Annotated in this window: 22 protein-coding genes and 1 tRNA gene; 8 read left to right on the forward strand and 15 right to left on the reverse strand. The window is 56.3% G+C overall.

Features of this window, described 5'->3' with window-relative positions:
• Positions 1 to 18 precede the first annotated feature (18 nt).
• Genes ACSR87_RS03850 through ACSR87_RS03860 form a run of 3 tightly spaced genes read right to left on the reverse strand, consistent with a single transcriptional unit; the run spans position 19 to position 2,950 of the window.
• Positions 19 to 1,017 carry a metal ABC transporter permease gene (locus tag ACSR87_RS03850; protein WP_498529566.1) on the reverse strand — a complete coding sequence of 333 codons (999 nt, stop codon included), beginning with the start codon at positions 1,015 to 1,017 and terminating at the stop codon, positions 19 to 21.
• On the reverse strand, positions 1,014 to 1,847 hold the full coding sequence (locus tag ACSR87_RS03855; protein ID WP_498529567.1) for a metal ABC transporter ATP-binding protein: 834 nt from the start codon (positions 1,845 to 1,847) through the stop codon (positions 1,014 to 1,016). The genes ACSR87_RS03850 and ACSR87_RS03855 overlap by 4 nt, the downstream gene beginning before the upstream one ends.
• Positions 1,844 to 2,950, reverse strand: coding sequence for a metal ABC transporter substrate-binding protein (locus tag ACSR87_RS03860; RefSeq protein ID WP_498529568.1), 1,107 nt, complete (start codon positions 2,948 to 2,950; stop codon positions 1,844 to 1,846). The genes ACSR87_RS03855 and ACSR87_RS03860 overlap by 4 nt, the downstream gene beginning before the upstream one ends.
• Positions 2,951 to 3,138: 188 nt before the next feature.
• On the opposite strand from ACSR87_RS03860, the gene ACSR87_RS03865 reads away from it, so the two are divergent.
• From ACSR87_RS03865 to ACSR87_RS03880, 4 genes are all read left to right on the forward strand, one after another.
• Positions 3,139 to 3,378, forward strand: a complete 240-nt coding sequence (locus ACSR87_RS03865) for a glutaredoxin family protein (RefSeq protein WP_004969721.1) — start codon at positions 3,139 to 3,141, stop codon at positions 3,376 to 3,378.
• Complete coding sequence (locus ACSR87_RS03870; protein ID WP_004062575.1) at positions 3,375 to 3,908, forward strand: cob(I)yrinic acid a,c-diamide adenosyltransferase; 534 nt, start codon at positions 3,375 to 3,377, stop codon at positions 3,906 to 3,908. Before ACSR87_RS03865 ends, ACSR87_RS03870 begins: the two co-directional genes overlap by 4 nt.
• A gap of 268 nt (positions 3,909 to 4,176) precedes the next feature.
• Positions 4,177 to 4,428 carry a hypothetical protein gene (locus ACSR87_RS03875; protein ID WP_498529569.1) on the forward strand — a complete coding sequence of 84 codons (252 nt, stop codon included), beginning with the start codon at positions 4,177 to 4,179 and terminating at the stop codon, positions 4,426 to 4,428.
• Between the two features lie 71 nt (positions 4,429 to 4,499).
• Positions 4,500 to 4,574: transfer RNA gene (locus ACSR87_RS03880), tRNA-Val, on the forward strand.
• A gap of 184 nt (positions 4,575 to 4,758) precedes the next feature.
• Here ACSR87_RS03880 and ACSR87_RS03885 read toward each other — a convergent pair.
• From ACSR87_RS03885 to ACSR87_RS03900, 4 genes are all read right to left on the reverse strand, one after another.
• Entirely contained in the window at positions 4,759 to 5,529 is a 771-nt protein-coding gene (locus ACSR87_RS03885; RefSeq protein ID WP_498529570.1) for a hypothetical protein, read from the reverse strand.
• Between the two features lie 175 nt (positions 5,530 to 5,704).
• Positions 5,705 to 6,085 (reverse strand): helix-turn-helix domain-containing protein, encoded by a 381-nt coding sequence (locus ACSR87_RS03890; RefSeq protein ID WP_498529571.1) that lies wholly within the window; start codon positions 6,083 to 6,085, stop codon positions 5,705 to 5,707.
• Between the two features lie 139 nt (positions 6,086 to 6,224).
• Positions 6,225 to 6,554 carry a hypothetical protein gene (locus ACSR87_RS03895; RefSeq protein WP_498529572.1) on the reverse strand — a complete coding sequence of 110 codons (330 nt, stop codon included), beginning with the start codon at positions 6,552 to 6,554 and terminating at the stop codon, positions 6,225 to 6,227.
• 307 nt (positions 6,555 to 6,861) lie between these two features.
• Positions 6,862 to 7,128, reverse strand: coding sequence for a hypothetical protein (locus tag ACSR87_RS03900; RefSeq protein ID WP_498529573.1), 267 nt, complete (start codon positions 7,126 to 7,128; stop codon positions 6,862 to 6,864).
• A gap of 543 nt (positions 7,129 to 7,671) precedes the next feature.
• Between ACSR87_RS03900 and ACSR87_RS03905 the strand changes: the two genes are divergently transcribed.
• The gene (locus ACSR87_RS03905; RefSeq protein ID WP_498529574.1) at positions 7,672 to 9,675 is read left to right on the forward strand and encodes a hypothetical protein; all 2,004 of its coding nucleotides are present in this window, start codon (positions 7,672 to 7,674) and stop codon (positions 9,673 to 9,675) included.
• A 399-nt stretch (positions 9,676 to 10,074) separates the two neighbouring features.
• Positions 10,075 to 10,878 (forward strand): hypothetical protein, encoded by an 804-nt coding sequence (locus ACSR87_RS03910; protein ID WP_498529575.1) that lies wholly within the window; start codon positions 10,075 to 10,077, stop codon positions 10,876 to 10,878.
• A gap of 511 nt (positions 10,879 to 11,389) precedes the next feature.
• Here the strand turns inward: ACSR87_RS03910 and ACSR87_RS03915 are convergent.
• Positions 11,390 to 12,397 (reverse strand): tyrosine-type recombinase/integrase, encoded by a 1,008-nt coding sequence (locus ACSR87_RS03915; protein WP_498529576.1) that lies wholly within the window; start codon positions 12,395 to 12,397, stop codon positions 11,390 to 11,392.
• A gap of 1,008 nt (positions 12,398 to 13,405) precedes the next feature.
• Positions 13,406 to 13,693 carry a winged helix-turn-helix domain-containing protein gene (locus ACSR87_RS03920; RefSeq protein ID WP_498529577.1) on the reverse strand — a complete coding sequence of 96 codons (288 nt, stop codon included), beginning with the start codon at positions 13,691 to 13,693 and terminating at the stop codon, positions 13,406 to 13,408.
• A 110-nt stretch (positions 13,694 to 13,803) separates the two neighbouring features.
• Here ACSR87_RS03920 and ACSR87_RS03925 point away from each other — a divergent pair, with 110 nt between their 5' ends.
• Complete coding sequence (locus ACSR87_RS03925; protein ID WP_498529578.1) at positions 13,804 to 14,625, forward strand: hypothetical protein; 822 nt, start codon at positions 13,804 to 13,806, stop codon at positions 14,623 to 14,625.
• On the opposite strand, the gene ACSR87_RS03930 is transcribed toward ACSR87_RS03925, so the two are convergent.
• The 3 genes from ACSR87_RS03930 to ACSR87_RS03940 all read right to left on the reverse strand — a co-directional run bounded on the left by ACSR87_RS03930 (position 14,608) and on the right by ACSR87_RS03940 (position 17,243).
• Positions 14,608 to 16,515 carry an Eco57I restriction-modification methylase domain-containing protein gene (locus ACSR87_RS03930; protein ID WP_498529579.1) on the reverse strand — a complete coding sequence of 636 codons (1,908 nt, stop codon included), beginning with the start codon at positions 16,513 to 16,515 and terminating at the stop codon, positions 14,608 to 14,610. The two genes, ACSR87_RS03925 and ACSR87_RS03930, sit on opposite strands and share 18 nt — an antisense overlap.
• Before the next feature lie 390 nt (positions 16,516 to 16,905).
• Positions 16,906 to 17,094: a DUF7511 domain-containing protein gene (locus ACSR87_RS03935; protein ID WP_049896763.1), complete on the reverse strand. Its 189-nt coding sequence runs from the start codon at positions 17,092 to 17,094 to the stop codon at positions 16,906 to 16,908.
• Complete coding sequence (locus ACSR87_RS03940) at positions 17,094 to 17,243, reverse strand: hypothetical protein (RefSeq protein WP_171810347.1); 150 nt, start codon at positions 17,241 to 17,243, stop codon at positions 17,094 to 17,096. Before ACSR87_RS03940 ends, ACSR87_RS03935 begins: the two co-directional genes overlap by 1 nt.
• Positions 17,244 to 17,739: 496 nt before the next feature.
• On the opposite strand from ACSR87_RS03940, the gene ACSR87_RS03945 reads away from it, so the two are divergent.
• Complete coding sequence (locus tag ACSR87_RS03945) at positions 17,740 to 19,194, forward strand: DUF7282 domain-containing protein (RefSeq protein ID WP_498529580.1); 1,455 nt, start codon at positions 17,740 to 17,742, stop codon at positions 19,192 to 19,194.
• Between the two features lie 92 nt (positions 19,195 to 19,286).
• On the opposite strand, the gene ACSR87_RS03950 is transcribed toward ACSR87_RS03945, so the two are convergent.
• The 3 genes from ACSR87_RS03950 to ACSR87_RS03960 all read right to left on the reverse strand — a co-directional run bounded on the left by ACSR87_RS03950 (position 19,287) and on the right by ACSR87_RS03960 (position 22,296).
• Positions 19,287 to 19,658, reverse strand: coding sequence for a DUF7980 family protein (locus ACSR87_RS03950; RefSeq protein ID WP_008575563.1), 372 nt, complete (start codon positions 19,656 to 19,658; stop codon positions 19,287 to 19,289).
• Between the two features lie 81 nt (positions 19,659 to 19,739).
• A complete protein-coding gene (locus ACSR87_RS03955; RefSeq protein WP_498529581.1) occupies positions 19,740 to 20,444 on the reverse strand; it encodes a haloacid dehalogenase type II in 705 nt (234 codons plus the stop codon).
• A gap of 121 nt (positions 20,445 to 20,565) precedes the next feature.
• Entirely contained in the window at positions 20,566 to 22,296 is a 1,731-nt protein-coding gene (locus tag ACSR87_RS03960) for an Ig-like domain-containing protein (protein ID WP_498529582.1), read from the reverse strand.
• Between the last annotated feature and the right edge of the window lie 2 nt (positions 22,297 to 22,298).

The raw sequence follows: 22,298 nt of genomic DNA on the forward strand, positions 1-22,298 counted from the left end.
TGCAGTCGAGTCCCGCGGCTACGCCTCGCGGGAGTCGATGCTCCCCAGTTCGGGCGTCGCGTCCTCGCCGGCGCGCGCCTGTACCTTGCCGATGGCGACGGCGACGACGTAGATGCCGACCGCGACGAGGACGATGACGCCGCCCGCGGTCGCCTCGCCGTAGTAGGACGCGCCGATGCCGAGGAGCACGGCGAGTTCGGCCAGCACGACGGAGACGAGAAGCGACTCCGAGAAGCTTCGGGAGACCTGCGCCGCGCCCGCGACGGGGACGACGAGCATGGCGGCGACGAGGATGACGCCCATGATTTGCATCGCGCCGACGACGACCAGCGCGGTCAGCATGACCATCACGCGGTTGTACCACGTGACCGAGATACCCGAGACCGCGGCGGCCGTCTCGTCGAACGTCACGTAGAGCAGTTGGTTGCGCGTGAGCGCGACGGTGCCGACGATGACGGCGAATAGCACGAGCAGGATGGCCGCGTTCTCCGCGGAGACGGTCGAGAGGTTGCCGAAGAGATACTGGTTGATGCCGACCGCGAGGCCGCCCGCGTTGAGGCTGATGAGGACGGTCCCCAGCGCGAACCCCGTCGAGAGCACGATAGCCATCGACACGTCGTTGTAGGCGTCGGTCGCCTCCGAGATGAGTTCGATGAGGAGCGCCGCGATAACCGCGACGACGACGGCGGTCAGGTACGGCGAGACGCCGAGGCTGAACACGCCGTTGAGAAAGAGGCCGACGGCGACCCCGGCGAAGGCGGTGTGGGCGAGCGCGTCGCCGATGAGCGCGAGCTGTCTGTGGACGAGAAACGTCCCGATGAGGGGGGCCATCACGCCGATACAGAGGCCGACGAGAATGGCGCGGTGCATGAACCGGTAGTCGAGGAAGCCGAGGCCGGTCGCGTCACCGACGGCGAAAAGCAGGTCGGACCACAGCGCGAGAAGCCAGTAGAGAGGCGCGAGGACGGCGTCTAACGGCCCCGCCTGCAACGCGGCGACCAGTTCGACGGGTATCACGGGCGACCACCGCCCGAACCGCCCGCGAACGAGGCCGCCGTCCCGAACGCCCGCGCGAGCGCGTCGCTGTCGACGAACTCGTCGGTCGGGCCGTCGAAGTAGACCTCGCGGTTGAGACAGACGACGCGCCGGGCGTGGTCTGTGACCGCGCCGAGGTCGTGTTCGATGAGGAGAATCGTGATGCCCTCCTCGTTGAGCGATTCGAGCAGGTCGTAGAAGGCGTCGACCGACTCGGCGTCGACGCCGACGGTCGGCTCGTCCAAGACGAGCAGGTCGGCCTCGCCGGCGAGCGCGCGGGCGATGAAGGCGCGCTGGCGCTGGCCGCCCGAGAGCTTCGTCACCCGGCGGTCCGCGAAGTCGGACATCCCGACCGTGGCGAGCGCCTCGTCGACGATGCGGTGGTCCTCCGCGGAGAGTCGGCCGAAGCCGACGTGGGGGAACCGACCCATCTTCACGACCTCGTGGACGGTGATGGGCATCTCCTTGGAGGCGCTGGCGTGCTGGGCGACGTAGCCGATGCGCGCGCCGTCGTCGAAGGCGTGGGCGGGCTCGCCGAACAGCCGTGCGGTCCCCTCGTCGGGCCGGAGCAGACCGAGGATGAGCTTCATCAGCGTCGATTTCCCCGACCCGTTCGGCCCGACGATGGCGACGTACTCGCCGGGGTCGATGCGGAGCGAGATGTCTTCGACGACCGGCGTCGCGGTGTAGCCGAACTCGACATCTGTGAGTTCGACGAGGGGGTCGGACGAGCCGCCGGCGTCTCGGCTCGCGTCGTCGGAGACGCCGGTGTCGGTGGATTCCGCGGACGCGCCGTTTCTCAGTGCGCTCATTCGAAGTTCCTCCACTCGTCCGCCCAGCCGTCGGGACCGACCTCCTCGGGCGACTTGTTGCCGAGGACGACCTCAAAGGTGGGCATATTGATGTTGTACGCGATTTCCTCGTAGCCCCAGTCGTTTGCGACCCAGTCCTCGCGGACGCCCGCGTAGGGGGTGACGGGGAAGTACGCCTCGACGGGCGTCTCGGCGATGAGCTGTTTCGCGGGGCGGCGCGTCTCGAAGACGCCCGCGCCGATGTACCGGATGTCGTTGTCCTCGATGACGCGCTTGGCCTCGGTGATGTCCGAGGGCTTCACGTCGCCGCTGGCGGCGAGGTTGACGACGAGCGGGCGCATCTCGACGCCGTAGCGGACGCCGATGTACTGGAAGGCGTTGTGGGCCGCCAACTGGACGACCTTGCGCGACGCCCGGTCGAAGATGTCCCGGTAGTCGCGGTCGATGCGGTCGAGCACGTCGACCTTGTACGCGTCGGCGTTGTCGCGGAACGTCTCCTCGTACTCGGGGGCGAGTTCGACCAGCCCTTCGGTGATGTTGTCGACGGCGGTCTTGGCGCGCCGCGGGTCGAGCCAGAAGTGGGGGTCCCTCCCGCGACCCTCACCGACGCCCTCCTCGTCGCGGTCGAGACTCGCCGCGAGTTCCACGAGTTCGACGCCCTCGCGGACGTTGATGAGCTGGGTGTCCACGCCGTCGTCTTTCAGCGTCTGGATGGCGCGGTCGGCCCACGGCTGGAAGTCCTTCCCGACGTGGACGAACGCGTCGGCTTCGATGATGTCGCGCGTGACGCTCGCGTCCGGTTCCCAGCCGTGGCCGTGGAGCCCCGTCGGGATGAGGTTCTTCAGCGTCACCGGGGTGTCGGCCGCGACCTTGCGCGCGAAGTCGTAGAAGCTGAAGAACGACGCGACCACGACAGGGCCGTCTTCGGACTCGGACCCGCCGGAGGCGTCGTTCGAACCGGTGTTCGAACCGTCGCTTCCGCTTCCCGCGCCGCCACCGCCGCCGAGACAGCCCGCGAGACCGGCCGTCAACAGACCGGAACCGGCCGCGACGACCGACCGCCGAGAGAGTTTGGGGGCGGACGAATCTGCGTTCGTGTTCATCACTATGTGAAATAGATACAAGCTACCATATAGATTTGTTGCTCTAAGTCTGAATTTTGATGTGTCTAAAACTGGCGGGTGACGAGCCGCGACAGCGCACGGGGCACCGACGGCACGACGGTCGAGGCGCGGCGGTCGGACCGACCGGCGTGCAAATCTCTTTGGGTCGGCGCGTCCAACGGCGAGACATGGGAATCGAACTCTACGCGCTCGACGGCTGTCCGTACTGCGAGAAAGTCCACGACGCGCTCTCGGAGGCGGGCGTCGACTACGAGACGCAGTGGGTCGACGCGCTGCACTCGGACCGCAACGAAGTCAAGCGCGTGAGCGGTCAGCGCGGCGTTCCCGTTCTCGTTGACGGCGACCGCGGCGTGACGATGTCCGAGAGCGAGAACATCCTCCGGTACGTCGACCAGACGCTGGCATGAAGATATACACCGGCCGCGGCGACGAGGGGATGACCGACCTGCGGGACATGACCCGCGTGTCGAAGACGAGCCACCGAATCGAGGCCTACGGGACGGTCGACGAGGTGAACGCCCTCATCGGGACGGTCCGTCCGACCGGCCACGACGACGTGGACGACGTACTCGAAGCCGTCCAGAACCACCTCCACATCGTGCAGGCCGACCTCGCGAACCCCGACCCCGACGAGGGCGACCCGCAGATAGCCGCCGACCACGTGGACGAACTCGAAGCGTGGATAGACGAGGCCGACGAGGAACTGGACCCGCTCACGTCGTTTATCCTTCCCGGCGGGAGCGAGACGGGGGCCAAACTCCACCACGCCCGCGCGGTGTCGCGGCGGGCCGAGCGCCGCGCCGTCTCGCTCGCGGCCGAAGAACCCGTCAACGAGGAGGTCGTCGCGTACCTCAACCGCCTCTCCGACGCGCTGTTCGTCTTCGCGCGACTGGTCAACAAGCGCGACGGGGTACCCGAGGAGTCACCGACGTACTGAGTCCGAGCGGCCGCCGCACCGGCCGGGGTCGGCGCGGGCGGTGCAGTCGCTCACGAGGATAATGGGACCAGGACGGACGAATCGTGCCCACGGTATCGCCGTCCCGGAAGGGGCCAGACGCTAACTGGGACCGACCACGAAGCGTGGCCTGCGTTCCCAGTTTTAGGTATGCCTAAGAATCACTAAAGTGTATCGCTCTTTCTCAGACATATGAGATTCGGTACCGCCTGACATAACCGTTTTCTCGTCCCCGGGACTATCCGGAGGTATGAACCGACATTTCACCGACGCGCGGTACTACTTCCGACGGGGGTTCGAGCACCTGTACGCCGGACTCGACGAGGAGACGGCACCGCTCCGTCGCCGCCTCATAGCGGCGCTCGGGCGCGAAGTCGAAGACGAGGAAGAACCTGCGCCGCAGACGCGGCGGGAACGCGTCGAGTACGGGGCACGCCGGGCGGCGACGCGGAGTCGGCGGGTCGCCGGGCGGGTTCGGCGTCGCGTGCGGCGACCCGAGTAGGTGCGTTTGTGCCCCGAATCGGGGCACAACGTAAGTCTTAATTGGCGGCGCGGGAAAGCAGAATCGTAGCCGGGTTGGTGGTCTAGCCAGGTTATGACGGCTCCTTCACACGGAGCAGGCCGGCGGTTCGAATCCGCCCCAACCCATTCGAAATTCTACTGAAGCCAAATTACGCGACCGCGTAGAGGTCGTTATATAATACCTCAGGCCTCTGAGGGTCGATTTGACCATGTTTCCGAATCCACCCTATCGCTATCACGCGATTCATCTCAATGATGGGCCGGACTCGATAAGAAATTACTTGAACCAGACATCGCGGAGATAGGCGCGCTAAATCTTTCGACCGCGAATATAGTCCTCAGCATCCTCAAGAAGACGGCGCACATCACTCTCATCTGGCTCTACCTCATTCGCGTGAGCGCAATCCGCTCGAATTGTGGCTAAATGCTTGAGATGGCTATGAGGCGACGAATCAATCACATCAGCTTCATACAACTTCTGCGCTAACGCCGAGATTCCATCATTGTAGTTGTAATCGATATCTGAATCCGAATTCTGACACAGCATCAAGAGATACCGCTCAAGCGCGATACCAGCGATTACACCACTTGCCCGGACCTCGCCATTATCAAATAGGTCTCTTGCCTTGTCCAACTCGCTCTGAGAGACATCCTTAGAGACTCGATTTCTAATTTTTAACTCTTCTACTCTCACTCTCGCAGGTACCGATTGCACAATTCCTCTTTGTGTGCCGAAATATCCATTTTGACGGTGAATCACGTCCTCAATATTGCTACGTGCACCCTTTTTGAGTAGAAGGCGTTGTTTGAATTTTTTCTGCTGTTTTTCAAAATCGTCCAGTCGGCTAGGGATGTATTCAGAGACCAATGGGTGAGCAGAATTGTACCATATCTCGTAGTCACGTAGCACTTCTCTCTGAATTCTTGATGCCTCTTCTGTGGGTGTGTTCCAGATAGTACCCATTCCACTACTTCGCGTGCTACACTTTCGGAAAAACTCAGTAAATCTATCCTCAATCTCTGTAGCATCCTGCTCAAGACGCTCAACCTCTTGTTCTATCGCGTCTATTGGAGCGCTCATCATCCACACGTCAGAGGCAAATCAAATAGTGATTGGCATCGACTGACAGGCTAACCCCTAGACTCCCACGGAGACAATCGAGATTCGACTCTACGGCACTTCTAGAGCATTACAACGGGATACGTCTAAGCAGATATCAAACCGATTCTACTGGCTCTCTGCGCCGTGGAGAGATTCACCACGGGCTGTACTCTTTACCAAGGGTGGGGTCGAAATCCTGTGTCTCGGACTCTGCGAGAGATATACGATAGAGCGATTGCTCTTGATTTGGGGATTCGCTTTGAGTGCGCTCGGTCATCGCTCGCAGGATGAAATATTCTTGAAGGTCTTCGGCGGAGCCAGTCACAGCAATCGAATACAACGTAATCCGCTCACGGTAGCTCAATTCTTGAGCAAGAGGAAACGTCTCCCGATTCAGCCATCTGTTAACTGCTTGCCGAGAGACATCGAGATAGTCCGCAATCTCTTGTTGAGTCCACTCATCCATGTGACGACCTTCTGGACCAATCCCATGATATCGCCGAAAGGCAAACAGGCGGCGGTCTACTGGTGTCATGTACTGGGGGGTGGGGGTTTCCAAATCACTCCAGCACTCTGTCTTACTGTTCTCTGTTGAGCCTGATTTACGGGTCATTGGTTAGTCGAAATTGGAACCCACATTGCGGGCCATCTTTTTGAGATTCATATACACTATCTCAGACGAACCTCCCAGCCATTGCAGCACCAGGATTCCCATTCAACAAGAGATAGGCATCAACTGAGAGGTCACTACCTGAGACATCATCGAAGCTCGTGATGCTAGCACGGAGATACTCAAGGGCAACACCACTCAGACGAATTGAGCCAACTTCGCCGTCGAAATCTGATTCGCCGACTGAAGCAAGAGACTCCCACTTCTCGCCGCGAGCAGAATGTTCCAATACAACAGTTAACGCGTCGTTTGCCGCGTCCAAATTCGATGCGACTACGACCAACGACACATTCGGATATCCTTGTTGTCGATGTACCTCACCGGAAGCAGTCATCTGAATCCCCGATAGCGTTTGGAGATTCTGAGGTCGACTCATGGCTACCTACGAACTTCGAATCCGTCACGTTCTTCGAACAGCTCTACGTCAGACGAGACGCGGACAGGCAGCCATTGGGAATTCGGATTTGTTGGACGGCCCTGTTGGCGGAAACTGTAGATATTTCCAGACGGACCCGTGACTATCTTTGACTTGAGTGAACGCGACGTGAGGCCCTTACGGCGCTCAGGAGTACTAAACGAAGTGTATCTAACCCGAGTATTCACCTGCTTTTGACGACTCCTAGAACTGGAGCGCGGAAATCTCATTCAAAATCCTCCCCCTCGTATAGGGTCGTATCAAGGACCTTCTCTTCAGGTGAGTCGTCGAGTCGGTACTTCGAGACATGGACAGTCTCTTCAGAGTCAGCGGACGCCCGAAGGTTCTCAAACACGACCGACTTCGACATATCATTTACAATCTCAGCATTCACCGACAGGTGAGACATGACTGCCTGAAAGATGTCTTCAGGAAGCTTGTCGCGCAGTTCGTCGATGGTGTAATTTTGCGAATCTCTTTGCTGGTTAGGCATAGAGAGAATTCGGCTGAGCCCCCATTCAAGTTGTCGCAGAGACAACAGAAATGATGACAAAATCACCTCTATATCGAGCATCCAATCATCAGCCGTCACTAGCCACTCACGCGATTTCAGCTGTCGACTGATGAATTCCCCTGTCAGAATCTAAACTTGAATCTCCGCTCATCTCAGGCGTTCTCATGAGATGCCGAGAGGTAGAACCGTTGCAAATCGCAGTTAGAAGGCTAGTAGGCAAAAAATATGCAAATAAGCGTTATATTGCTCAACCTCCATGATATCATATGACAGAAACCGAGTATAGAGTCATTTCAACTACGGAAGAAGCGCGTAACAAAGCCCGAGTCACGAAGGCGAAGTTGGGTATGACGTGGTCTGAGTTCATTGACCACGCAGCAGACACTCTCGACCCAGATACGGAGAACTAAGCGATGAGTGAGGTTGAGGGCAGTCCGGGGAAGGGTGGATTTGGTCCCCGACTATGCCAGAAGACGATTATTCCTGACGGAATGCCGAAGGAGCCGAAGAGGACCCAACGACATGAGTAAATCCGAGCTAAGACCGGATAAACCTCTCGCGGATTCCACAGAATTAGCTCGTGATATCTTGCTCGCGGGAATTACAAAAGCCGCGTTAGACAGCGAGAGAGCACTATTTGACGTGCTACCAGGGGTTGGAAAGTCCCGATGTATTCCCAAGCTTGCACAGGGAACTGGGTTCCCAATTACTGTTTTGACTAACCTGAGAGAAAACTATGAGCAGTACAAACAGTGGGGCCAAAATGAGGGAATCCCTGTTCGTAAGTTGCCAACTCGAACACTCTGTCCAACACTAAGGACCGAAGACCCAGCATACATCAATGACCCTGCCGCTCAGCAGGCACGGAAAGCCCGAGATATGGGATGGCCTATAAGCGCAATTCATCGAGAATTCGACTGTCCTTGTGAGCGCGGAAACCAAACCTGCCCTTACAGAGAGAAAGTGGCTCAGATTGACGCTGATACCCCTGAGTTACTGGTGGGTCACTATACTCAGGGGTACAACCCGAAATACATCAACGGAAGGGTCGTTGTCATCGACGAACAATGCTTTGACGCATATATCCAACAGATAAAGAAACCAATCGAGAAAGCGGACGATTTCATAGCTGCGCAGGATGATTTCCCGTTTGACAACGCCAGAAGACCAGAGGTTGGGGAAGATGACAAGCGAGAGGAAGCATTGCAGATTCTTGAGAGGGCGGGGCTAGACCCACAGGACCACTGTAACTCAATCGCAAAGTTCAACGCGAAGGCTCCGCTTGTGGCCTACACTATTATTGCGGCTGAAAGGATGAGCAACGGTCTCTGCGTCGCAGAACTTCCGAAAAGACGAACTGGAGTCATCGATAACCCTCAGCAAAACTCACTCTGGCTATTCGACCCTCCTGAATTCGAAAGTGCCGAGGCAGTCATCGCGCTTGATGCGACTCCCTGTATTTCGAATTGGAAGCGCCTTCTCGGACCGAATCTCAAGCGGTATCCGTTGTTCGATGTAGACCAGAGGAACCGTTACCTCGCAGGGAGAGGATACGAATTCTATCAACTCAACGGCTACGTTTGGCCAGTCTCCAACGGCAAAGTCAGCCTTCCAAAGTGTGAGGCATATCTTCGAGAAGTCTACCGAAAGCACGACGAGCGTCCGGATTTAATCACGAGTAAGACACTCCTCAACAAACTCAGAGACGCGAATCTCGAACATCTCTGGCGGGAAGACCTACATTACGGCGACCTTCGGGGAAAGAACGACCTCAAGCAATCAGAACTACTCGTGGTGCTTGGCTCACCTGGACGAAGTGACAAAGATATCCAATATCAGACTGCCTTTCACGGCGAATCCGCGAAGCCTGCTACTGACGAAGAAGGAGAACGCCTCAACGGCTTTGATTTGGACTATCAGAACGAGATTGCGAATGACATCCTCGACACAACACGTCGAGGTGAGGTATTTCAGGCGGCGATGAGAGCAGGTAGAGCAGAAAATACAGAGGCTACAGTCTACATCGCTACAGGGATGGTTCCGGACTGGCTCGAAACTCAGAGACTGGGTCGAGAGAACCCCGATGGAACCTTTGATGCCTGTCTCAATACACGAAGTGCGAATGAGAAAAAAGTAATTGAGGTCCTGAGTGGCGCGAAAGGAATCTCTGCTAGCGAACTGGCTGAAAAATCTGGAGTCAACAAGAAGACAATAGGGGATATTCGTCGGAACCTACAAAAGCGAGGGTTAGTCGGAAAAGTTGGTAAGCGTAGAGGCTCCAGATACTATGATAGAGGGCTTAGTGAGTTGAATCTCGCCGGAGATGTCAACCTCAATTTTATCGCTGAAACCCCCTATAATAGATTCTATAAGGGAAGTTCAGCGATAAACAATCGCCACAACCAATTCGAAGACGTATTCGAGAAATTGCAGAGGTATCCTGACTGGGTTCCGAAGACTTGGCGACGTGCTCGCGAGCGTTGGGAAGATGAGCAGATGAAGAAGAGGATGGAATTCAATGAATAAGAACACTCGAAAAGTGAGCCAGATTAGGCGGGCAAAGAGCGGCCAGCAGAGCGCGTCAGATTCGCCTGAGGTTTTTCCCTGTCCGATTTGTGGAGCAATGGTCTTCGGAACAGGTCCGCTTCGGAGTCATGTCCTCAACAGCAATGACACCCAGCATAGACATATGGAACTCGACGACGACCTCAAGCCCATAACTCGTTGGGAGAAGGTAGATTGGAGTCCTGGTCTTATAGATAATGGCACCTGATATATTTGGTTTTCAACCTACAGTCTCCACTATCTTAAGGGTTTGAGTCGCCCGATTTAGGCAAATTCGGAACTCAAATGGTGAAAATGAATTATGTTCTGAGAATAGACTTGTCAGGAAGGTATTTGTAATTGTAATACATATCGAACAATATGCCTAAGCTGAAACTTCGATTTGGTGAACTGGATACTACTGAGAGTATCCCACCTATGGAAACGATTAGAGACCATATCGATAGTACTGGAATCTACGGAGAAACTGGTGACCGGAGAGGGGTCTCAATCGTCTCTAGTGGAGAAGAATATCACATTGGAGATGACTATATCTTTGTCAGGTATGTCAAAGAAGTGACCGAAGAGCGACAGCAGATTGACGAAGGTGCTGTAGTTACTGGAGAGAACGACATCGCTCGCGTCATGAGATTCCTGCTTACACGAGATGGGAGTTACGCATATGAATCAAAGTCAGGAGTCTACGATAATGATGCGGTTGAGTATCTTATTGGTGAGGAGTCACCTTTTGAGATTGGGTTTGAGTGCGACCGATACAACCGATTCACGCGTGAACAGATGAACGAATTTTATTCAGATGCTTTTCGTGTTCGCGGACTTAAATTAGAGGACATCTCTGAACACGAAGCAGAACCTGGAGTAGTTGAGGAAAGTGCTAAAGACTACGTTGAGAGAGCCGGAAATAACGTAGTCCGAATGGAAGTCAGTACAGGACAGAAGGATAACGACCTGAAGGCACCCACAATTATCGATGGGTTTGCTCGAATGTCCGACCTGAACTACATTCGAATGCGTGATTCTGAAGGCCAAATCAACGAGGCAAATCGAAGTGGGAGGTATTCCCTTTCCCACCCTGCTGACGCAGACCTCGAAACACAAGCAGAGCGCGTTTACGATGCGTTAACCACTCTAACAAGAGGCATGATTCATGATGAGAGCGAATAGAGGGCTGCTGTTCTAATAGTCGGCAGCACTCTTGCTTTTTGGACGGTTGAGCCAATTTATATCGCCACTAGGCTCTTGCCTTTCTAGTCTCACCAAGTCAGAACGTTCACGCTCAACAGTATCTGTAACCCTGACTGCTGCATCTGCGCGATTCCGCAGGCCAAAGACACGCTCATCACTATACTGATATCGCCAGTACTCTCGGTCGTCAAGCACAACCAGGGCAGGTTTTGTGCAATCTTCGCGCCCGCAGACTGCTGCAGTCTCTGGATATCCTACAGGCTCGATTAGTGCAACGTATTCGTAGTCATCTGAGCGGCTCACCGGCCAACTTTTTGTGTGGTCCTCGCAACGAAACAGCATGATTGAACAACGTTACCACAGAACATATATCCATCTCACGAGCCGTCCCTGCCGTTTCAAGGGCTCACAGATGAATCCCACAGTCAAGCCCTTCAAGTCGCTCAGAATGGAATCTCTGCGCTCTCACGAGAAAGGAGGGTAGAGTCAGTTAGATGTTGCCGAGATAGCCGCGGCGAAGTTCGCGCTTTTCGCTCTCGCTCCGAGCATCGTAGTGCTTCTCAAGAACGTTGACGCTGACATTGACTCTGTCTGCGGTGATTTCCTTCGGAACGTCTGCGTTTAGATGGGCTGTGATGGCGCTTCGTCTGATTGGGTGAGGACTCACACTCGACGGGCACTTACTTGCGTAGTCGAACGAATTTGCTTCGCAGTCTTCGATGTCTCGACCATGCGGGCAATTCCCTGTGTAGTGACAGGGGCGAGTTATCGTGTAGATGTTCTTCTGGATGAGGGAATTATAGGCTCTCCCGCTCTTTGTAGTGAGAAGTGGCCTTCGGCCGTACTCATCCGTGACCTCGTGGCGATGAATCTGGATATAGTCATCCAGCACTTCGCAGACTTCGGGCTTCAGGTTGACTTCACGCTCTCCTGCATGCTTGTTCTTCAGTCGAGTCCCAGTATCTGGTCGGTGTCTGACTTCGAGGTAGTACTCGTCAGGATGGTAGTCGTCAAGGTCGAGCGAGCGAACGCTTCCAGTCCTCATCCCAGTATGCCAGAGCAGGTAGAAGAGTGCGTGTCGAAAGGTCCCGTATTCGAATTTCTGAAGATAGTCGAGAATCTGGTTTGCGGTGTCTGAGTCAAGTGCGATATCGCGCGCATCCTCTCCCGGCTTAATATCCGGCATCATCACACTCTCAGCTGTTCCCTTCTCGACGAAGTCTAGGTTCTCACAGAAGCGCAAGAAGACTCGGAAGGTTGAGAGCTGATTTGAGAGTGTGACCTGGTTTACGTCGCCAACCTCGCGGCGGTATATCTTGTATTCGTAGATTCGCTTGCCGGTCATCTCGCTCATATCATCGAATCCAACGTCATCGCACCACTCACGGAAGCGCTTGAGGTGATATCGGTGATTTCTGAAGGTCGATTCTGTCACGTCTGGTTCGCGGTCTTTGAGGTACAGGCTGACCGCTTCATCCGGTGTTATCGATTCGAGCATCTTTGGTCTCCGAATCGCGCTCTAGCCGATTTTGTGAGTTTATTTCGGACACAGGCCGGCGGTTCGAATCCGCCCCAACCCATTTTCTGATTCCTCGCAACGACGAGCGACAGCGAGGCGTCCGTGGAATCGAAAATAGTCACGGCGGATTCGAAGCAGGGAGCGAACGAAGTGAGCGACCGAGGTTCGAATCCGCCCTGACCGATCACTCACTGTGTTCGTACCGAGTAGTTAACCCCCAGGCGGCGGTATCGTGGTGTTCTCCCTTGTTCCCAACACACCAAGCAAGCGGTCGGTGCTGTCCGACTTGCCTCAACGATACGAGAAGTCGAGGTGCTGCCCGACCACAGCGAACGATCCGTGTGAGTCGAAACGGTATCGGTGTCCTCGCGCCAGACTCCGCGCTCAGGAGACGAGTGACGACGGAGACGGCCACTGCGTCATTGAGCACGTTGCCAACCAGATGGGATTCACCGAGGACGGTTTCATTTCTTGCCACCAGATGGTTCTGTCCCGACTCCGGAAATGCCTCGACACCGACGACATCGAAGACTGGCTTAAAGTCGGGAGGGGAATAGACGGTATCTCGTACTATAATATGTAGCGGGGCTACCCGGTGAGATACTCCGTGATACACATCGAGTTCGACTGTAAGCGGTTTACCGCATCAAGGGGCTGGAACACAACCGAGTGAGACAGAGAGGACAGAAACGTGATGCAGTAAAGCGCAGAGAGCGACACAGCAGAGTAAAATACGGCCAAAAGTTTCGCTTCTCAATCATTACGAGGTATGGAGGTGAACCGAGACAAGATGCTGCCGACGGAGCAGACTGAAGATTGTAGCGGACTAAGTCGGTCGATATAGACACAAAGTGATGAACAACGTACACGGCGTCTTTGTTGAAGTCAGCAGTAACACCTTTTTCTTGTAATCCTGAACAGACTGCCGCGTCCCATTTACCTTCCCCCAGAACAGACGATATATACAATACTATCACATATCACTATTCATTCAGTTACTGATTCAACCTCCATGCCCTCAAGATTCAATTGGAGCTGAGTGATCCGGGCAGAATATCGAAGTCCGTCATCTTCATCATACGTTTTCTCAAGGAGGTTTGCCGATACTAACGTCTCTAACGATTTGTATATCGACTCACGCCGGTACGTCTCAAACTTCCGTTGGTATATCTCGTGCGCCTGTTTACTACTCATCGGCCCTCTTGCAATTACTAATGACATAAGCCGTCGTCGGGTTGGGTTGGAGAGAGCAGAACAAACGTCCTCGATGTTCACAACCGGGTGGTTGCGTTTAACGGGAAAATATGTTCGTTGCTCATCTGTGCAACTAGTTTCCAAAGTTAGAAACATACCCGTTTCAACCAAGGGTGGGAACGAACAAAGGAATGTACGACCGAGATGAGCTTGGCAGTATTCTTGAGGGTATAAAAACTGACTTTGAGTCTGCTATCGAAGATCCGGACGAGAATCCAAGCTATTCTTTGATACGGAGTGAAAAGCTTATTGGACGTATTCACTCGTACATAGTTGACCAGCTGGTGGATAACGGAGTGAATCCACAATATATCCACGAAGATTCCCATCCTAGTGACACATCTGCCACGGTATATGGATTTCCTAAGACAAAAAGCCAGGATATACTAGTTCATAGCTATGAGGAGGATGGCCCTGTTGTTGGTCCGCGAATGGCAATTAACGTTCGTAGCCAACTGAGCTCAATTGGCAAAAATTTTGATACGATTTTTGAGCGAATCTATGCCGAGTCACTTAATCTCCATAACCGATTCCCATATCTCCCCCTCGGGTACTTTTTCCTACTCCCAAAAAGGGGGTACGACTCATCAGCAAAACAGAAAAATATTGTCGAGCGTTCAGAGAATTTTGATATTCAAAAATTCATAAGCAGTTACTCGTCTCTTAGCGGTCGTGAAACTCCAGAGGATGAAAAGTGGAAATACGAAGCTATGTGTCTACTTATTGTTGATTTCGAGCAATCTCCTCCCCGAATCATGGACGATATTGATGAGTGTGTTGAACAGGGACTCGTCACGCCGGAATTTGCTGAAATATACGGTTCTAATGTAATCTCTGTCGAGAATTTCTTCGAGAAGCTACTAAGCGATTATAAAAGACGGTACTCGCAAATTCACGACTTTGACAAGAAAGCCGAGACAGACGACTCGGAATCTTCAATTACTGACTTCTAAACTCAGACCATATTTTTTGATAAGGTACTGATCAATCTCTTTTTGGTCCGATAGGGATATCAGTTCATCTTTCTCCGATGAGGAGAATTCGGGAACAGAAAACTTCCTAATGAAATTCTTTTGATAACATTGAAAATCGCCTTGAATCTCTTTACTCGTGTTGCGGATATAGTAATCCATCACTTTCGAATTCAGAATTCGCTCAAGTATCTCAATATCAACCGTTTTTGGGAAAACAGCATAGCCATTCGCGAACAACGAATACTCCGTCTCATGATGGAGGAACTTCGGTCCACTGCTATATGTTGGTGTATAAAGCCTCTCACCGATATACTCTAACCCCTGTTCCCGACCATATCTATACCATGGCTCGTAATCGGCACCATCGCCTTTCTCACGAGTTGCGAGTTCGTCGCGGGCTGCCTCAAGATACTCGTACGTCCCCGGGAATTCCTCTTTCAATTCATCTTCAGGGATTATAATCGTCTCCACCTGCTTGCCGTCCCCAGTGAGTGTCCGTTGAATCTGCTTTTTATAGGGGACGATAATCCGTTTTGCGTTGTTTTTCAAGTCAGAGGAAGCCTCAATTGCAGAGATCTTCACAAGTTCTTCTGTGATCTCTTTCTCGATTCTATATGTTTCTCCTTCGTATGTTATCGTGAAATACTCGTTATCGAGGTCGACCGCATCTACGATGTACACGCTATCTTTGAGCGTTGCAATTCCCGTATGGATTCCAGAGACTTCATCCAGAGGCCGGAAGGACTCTATCTTCCGAATATTGCCAAACTCATCTTCATCTAGCAACCTCCACTTTTCCGAATCAATAGAGGAATATTTTATATCGATGAAATCTCGGTCGGGGAGACTGTTGAGGTCATCAACGGAGTCAACCTTAATATAATCAAAGCTACTTTTGCTGCTTTTGGAGAATATGGAAATCGCAGTGTACGTTAATGCGTCGTCAAATAACAATGTGTCCCCGAAATCGACTATTTCGGACACATACTTGCCATTTTGTAAATACTCTCGGAGGTCCTCTCCCGTCAGTGTTGTAAAGTAATTCAGTGGAAGTATATATCCGACTTTTCCTCCTTCATTAATCAGCTCAATGCCTAACTCGATGAAGGGAATATATGTGTTGAAATTCCCTGATTGAACTGTGTCATATTGGTCTAAAACATGTTTCTTTATTTCTTCATCCATCGTCTGGATATTAACATATGGTGGGTTTCCAACTATAACATCAAATCCGCCATCATTAGCAATCTCAGGGAAGGCATCATTCCAATCCTGTCGGAGCGCATCGGCTTGGATAATATTGAAGTCATTATTATCCACAAGTTCCCCGTTTTCTGCTGCTAAGAGCGATAACGCAATTTTAGTTTCTCGAACGTTATTCTCCAGAATATCGGAGCCATACACGTTCTCACGGATGATGGTTTTAATTGACTTATCGGTTATCTGGTGAAGATGAGTGGTAACCTGAACCAAGAATGCGCCTGCACCACAGGCACAATCACAGACTGTATCGTCACCATGAATTGTTTGCTCAAGGATATAGTTTATAACCTTCTCAGGTGTGTAATACACACCGTTAATCTCGCGTTCTTCCTCCTCAACAGCTAGTTCGAATACTCTCAATACCGAATTGAGCGAAATACTCTCGGGCGTCCTACCGAACAGAGTCTGAACGATCTTGGAGATATCTTGGTCAGTAGCCAGAGATGTGACATTATTGAGGAAGTCTGAGCCGGAATAATCCACTCCAACAGTATCAAGATAAAACGTCACCAAATTTGCCTCCAGCTCTTCAAGCGCATACTGCTCCAAAACCCTCAACACATCATCCTTATCCATCGAATTCACATTTTGAGCTTCTGCCGACATAGACAAAGGTTCCTTGGCTATGATTTACGAAGTAATCGTATTAACCCTCTGGTCGAAAGCGGTCAGCAGATGCCAAACGCCCACACTCGTTAGTTTCCGTTCTTTGAGATACTGTTCGACGGCGCGTTCGGGTTTCATTTGTCGGCTCATCGATTGCCTCTGAAGCGGACTCACGTCAGGAGGTACTGCCGAGGAGGGTCACGCTTCACCACTTCGTGCCGCACCGTCTTCCGACCCATTGTGGGCTATAATCACTGGACTGCGCGGGCGGGTGTATGTTCGAATCCGCCCACTGACCGTCTCACATCTCGCATGCTTAGCGAGCGAGACATCCGTGGAACTGAGGGAGGAAGTCACACCTCAAAAACAAAAGAACCCGCCCGCCGACGCCTACGCGATTTCGTCGAGCGAGACGGCGCTCCCGCGGTCGACCGTAATCCACGACGTGGTCAACTCCTCGGATTTCGGGGAGAACACCGTCAGTTCGCTCGGGTTCTCCGGGTCGTCATAGATGCATTCGAGGTCGAACACGGGCGCATCCGCCAATTCGTCGGAACTGTGTGGTGCGGCCGTGCTCATCAGATGGAGACGTCCGTCTTGCAGCTCGCACACAGCGCGTCGCCGACCGCCTCCTTCGGGACCGAGGTCCCGCATCGAGGGCACCGCGAACGGGTGCGCGAGTACTCCGTGTACGGTGCAATCCGCGAATTCTCGGTGGATTCGCTCATACACAGCCCAATACGGCACAGATACATGAAGTTTTGGATATAGTGTGTCATTCCCCGAATACGTACTCGAATGTAACGATAATACCGATATTAGGACATACTACTCAACGTAACGAGCCAATCAGAATCCGGTTCGGAAATCGGATATTTCGTCTCCGGGGATGCGGAGACAGCCAGCGATTCGACACCGTCCCGGTTTCGAAACGCTCAGTCGGCCGCGTCACTCAAACTGTCAGGACGTTCGAATAAACGAGAAGCTACCCCGTTAGCATTGGCGACAAACTCGATTTTCTGACAGTTAACGCGTAGCGTCTCGCGTGAAACATCGTGTTTGGTGAACTGTTGCAGAAAAATCGGCCGAGAGGCCACCAGTATCGGAATCAGAGACAGACTAACCGTCTACACCGTCAGGTAAGTTGACAGCCAACGCGCGAAACTATTGAAACTATCTCGTCAGCTTTTGCCGGCGGCGTCGGTAGATTGTCATCGCAGACACATGAGCACACGAACACGTATCGCCAGCGTCCTCGTCGTCGTCGCCCTCGTCGCGGCGGCGTCGGGGACCGGTCTGGCGGCGGTCGATACACAGCAGGCACAGGTACAAGAACAGACGCAGACACAGACGCAGACACAGTACTGCACGTACCCGAGCAACGGAACTTACGAGTCGTTCGGAGTGAGCAATCTCTCCGCGCCGTCCGGCGTCGAAGCCGGTGAGCCGGTGACGGTGTCGGCCGATATCACCAATCCGAACGACGTGCCGATGATTCAGTGCGTCGAGTTCCGGCTCGAAGGCGACGTGGTCGAACGGACCGGCTGGGCGCTGAACCCGAACGAGACCGAGACCATCGAGTTCGACGTCAACACGACGGACCTCGAAGACGGGACGTACATCCACGGGGTCGAGACGCGCGACTTCGGCGAGCTGGCGACGCTCACCGTGGGCGAACAGCCCGAACCCGAACCCGAGGAGCCGACCGCGACGCTCCAGTTCGACGACCAGGAGTCCGACGGCACGAACGTGACCGTCGCGAGCGCGAACCTCTCCGACGGCGGCTACATCGCCATCCTCAACGAGAACGGTTCCGTGGTCGGCGCGACCGACTACCTCGACTCCGGCCCGCAGGAGAACGTCACCGTACCCCTCCTCGAACCGCTGAACGAGAGTGCCAACCTGACCGCGCAGGCACACCTCGACACCAACGACGACCAGACGCTCGACTTCCTCACCTCCAACGGGACCGAGGACGGTCCGTACACGATGAACGGCACGCCCGTCACCGACGACGCAGTCGTGACCGTCAGCGAGGAGCCGACAAACGGAACCGACGAGCCGACCGCGACGCTCCAGTTCGATGACCAGGAGTCCGACGGCACGAACGTGACCGTCGCGAGCGCGAACCTCTCCGACGGTGGCTACATCGCCATCCTCGACGAGAACGGTTCCGTGGTCGGCGCGACCGACTACCTCGACTCCGGCCCGCAGGAGAACGTCACCGTGCCGCTCCTCGAACCGCTGAGCGAGAACGAGAGCGTGAACCTCACGGCGCAGGCGCACCTCGACACCAACGACAACCAGACGCTCGACTTCCTCACCTCCAACGGAACTGAAGACGGCCCGTACACGGTCAACGGCACGCCCGTCACCGACGACGCAGTCGTGACCGTCGGTGAGGAACCGACGACGGAGGAACCAACGACCACTGACGAACCGGAGACGACGACCACTGACGAACCGGAGACGACGACCACTGACGAACCGGAGACGACGACTACTGACGAACCGGAGACGACAACCACTGACAACGAAACGACGACCACTGACGAACCGGAACCAACGACCACTGACGACGAAACGACGACTACTGACGACGGAACGACAACCACTGACGACGACACGGAAACAGCACCGCCGACCGAGACACCCATCCATAACGAAACGGAGAACTGAACCGCCGACTACCGGCCGACTCGGACCCACCACCGGGTCGGCTCGGAGCTATTTTTTCACGGCGAGCGCCGGCCCGACCGACCCGACCGAAGTCAGCGACCGAGCGCCGCGAGCAGGCCGTCGGGAACGCTGAGGAACCCGAACCAGACCAACAGCACCACGAGCACGGTGTAGCCGACCGAGATAGCGAAATCCTTGGTGAACCGTCGGGCGGTGTACGGATGTGACTCGGCCGAGACTGCGTCGACCGCGCCCTTGTGAAGCAGGACGAACCCGATGACGTTCGTCAGCCAGTAGCCCGCGACGACGCCCGGAAGGAACCAGCTTCTGGAGATGAGGCTCACCGCGACGCCGAACGCGTAGGCCAGCGGGAGGTTGACCACGAGGTCGTTCCACCACGAAAGCGGAGATAGAACGAACCCGATAGCGGCCAGAATCCCGCCTTTCACGCGCCGCCGTTCCATCCGGATAGATGTGCGGCCAGCAGTAATAGTATTGTGAGTATATGCCACGCTCCGTCTCGGGCGCGGCGGGAGCCGCGAGCGTCAGTCCGCCGCGCTCGGGCCGCCGCCGGCGAGCGCCTCGACGAGCGTCGTGAGGTCGGGAACGGTGATGTCTGGCTCGGGGCCGAACGGTTCCCACGGCGACGCTTTCCGGTCGACCCAGACGCCCTGCATTCCGGCGTGTTGCGCACCCATCACGTCGAACCAGCCGGCGGTCGCGTGGGCGATCTCGTCGATGGGCGTCCCGGTCCGGGCGGCCGCGTGGCGGTAAATCTCCGCGTCGGGTTTGAACACTCCGACCTCGTCGGCGCTGACGACGCCGTCGAGGAGGTCGCGGATGTCGGCGTGGTCGACCATCGAATCGAGCATTTCGGGGTTCCCGTTGGAGACGACGTAGCAGTCGTAGCCGGCGTCGCGGAGGCGACCGACCGCGTCGCGCACGTCGTCGAACACGTCGAGTTCGTGGTACACCGAGAGAATCGCGTCGCGCTCGCTCGCGGAGACGGACACGTCGTGGGCCTCCAGCGCGTACTGGAGCGCCGCGCGGTTGACCTCGTAGAAGGGTTCGTACTCGTCGACGTGGTTGCCGACGAAGGTGTATTCGAGCGACCGCGCCCGCCACAGCTTCGAGACGGGTTCGGGGTCGTCGACGCGCGCGGCGAGCGCCTTCTCGGCGGCGTCGACGTCCACGAGCGTGCTGTACGAGTCGAACGTGACCGTCGAGACGCGGTCGGGGTCGAACGACATGCGCGACCCTACGGCGACGCGGATGTTAACGATACGGCGGCCGTGCGGACGCGGCGGGAAAAAAGACCAAAGAATGGGTCGGCGCTCCTGACGAGCGCGAGTGGTGTTGGTGGCGGCCGACTCAGTCGCCTCCCTCCCCGTCCTCCCAGAGGGTCACGAGGATGACCACGTCCTGCATATCGAACGCGGGACTGTGCGTGTCAGTCGTTCCGAGTTCGAACAGGAAGATGGCCTGGTTGCTGTCGAGCTCCATCGTCTTCCCGTCGTCGCTGATGTAGGGTGCGACGAACTCGGCGGCGTCGTCCTGTCCGTTGTAGCCCCGTATCTTCGGGACCCGGTCGCCGTCGCGGAGGACCGCGACCTGTCGGTGGTCGACCGACGAGTCGGCGGTGACGTAGCCGTCGGTGGCGGCGATGATGGCGAGCGAGTCACCGGCGTCGCCGGCCACGCTGAACGAGTGCGACCGGCGGTCGTTCACGTTGTCCCAGTCCGCCGAGTGGTGCGGCTCGCCGTCGACGACGAAGGTGACGGAGACGGGCACGTCGTGCCACCCGTCCGTGATAGCGCTGCCGAGCAGTTTGAACTCGCCCGTGAAGGCGTCCGACGGGACGACCTCGCCGTCGTCGATGTCGAAGTCGTCTTCGGGCTCCGGCGTCGACGCGGTGGTGTTTCGGACCTCGTAGCTCTCGCCCGTCCCGCGGACTTCCAGCGGGATGGTGACCGTCGCGCCGGGGCCGGACGCCCCGTCGAGGGTGACGGTGACGGTGTCGCCTTCGATTTCGGTCACGTCGTCGGGCGCGGTGTACGTGAAGCTCGCGCGGCCGGACTCGTCGGTGACGGCGGTCGCCCCGGCGGTCGGGGCGACGGTGCCGCCGAGCGGGGTCGACGGGCTGACGGTCAGCGTCGCGCCCGCCGCGGGCGCGCCGTAACGGTCGAACGCGCGGACAGTGAGCGTCTCGCGGCCGCCCGAGGGGACCGCGGCGTCCTCGCCTTCGACCGCGACCGCGTAGGCGGCGGGGTCGGGTTCGACGGCCTCGCCGACGCCGAGACGGGCGACGCGGAAGTCGTAGCGGACGCCCGCGTCGAGTTCGATAGTGACGACCGCGTGGTCGCCGCTGGCGGCGTAGGAGACGACCTGCGCGTGGGGTTCCTCGGCCATGAGCTCGACCCACGCGTCCTCCGAGAGGTAGGTCGGCACCGAGATGCGCACCGGGTCGGTGGCGCTGTACACCGGCAGCGACTCGGAGCGCACGGAGACGGGCGCGAGAGCCACGGTGTCGCCGGCGGTCGTGTGGCCGTCGAGGTCGCCCTCGAAGAACACGAGCGTGACGGTCGTGCCGCGGACGAGCGACTGGCGGTGAACGACGGGGGTCCCGTCGGTTTCGAGGTACGAGACGCCGCTTTCGAGCACCATCCGCGCCTCGTCGCGCTCGGCGTAGTCGGCCTCGTAGACGATGGCTCCGGTCTCGTAGGTGCGGGTCGTGCCGTCCCAGAACACCGCTTCGGGACCGACCGCGGAGACGCCCGTGACCGTCACGGTGTCCGCGCCGTCGACCCGGAACGTCCCGACGCTGTCGGGCGGCGAGACCACGAGATACCGCTCGGGGTACGACACGTCCGAGTCGACCGCGACGCGGCTGCCGGACTCGACGCCGGAGGCGCGGAACACCTGCGAGTCGAGCGACGCGAGGTCCGTCGAGACGCTGGCGCTGTGGTCGGCTTCATCGCCGGCGGTCCAGACGGGGGTGCCCGCGAGTTGGACCACCGCGATGACCGACACGACCAGCCCGAACGCGAAGACCAGCCCGAGGATTTCCGAGACGCCGCGGGAGTCGAGAGAGAGGCGAGACATGG

Source organism: Haloferax sp. SDI50, from assembly GCF_059802635.1.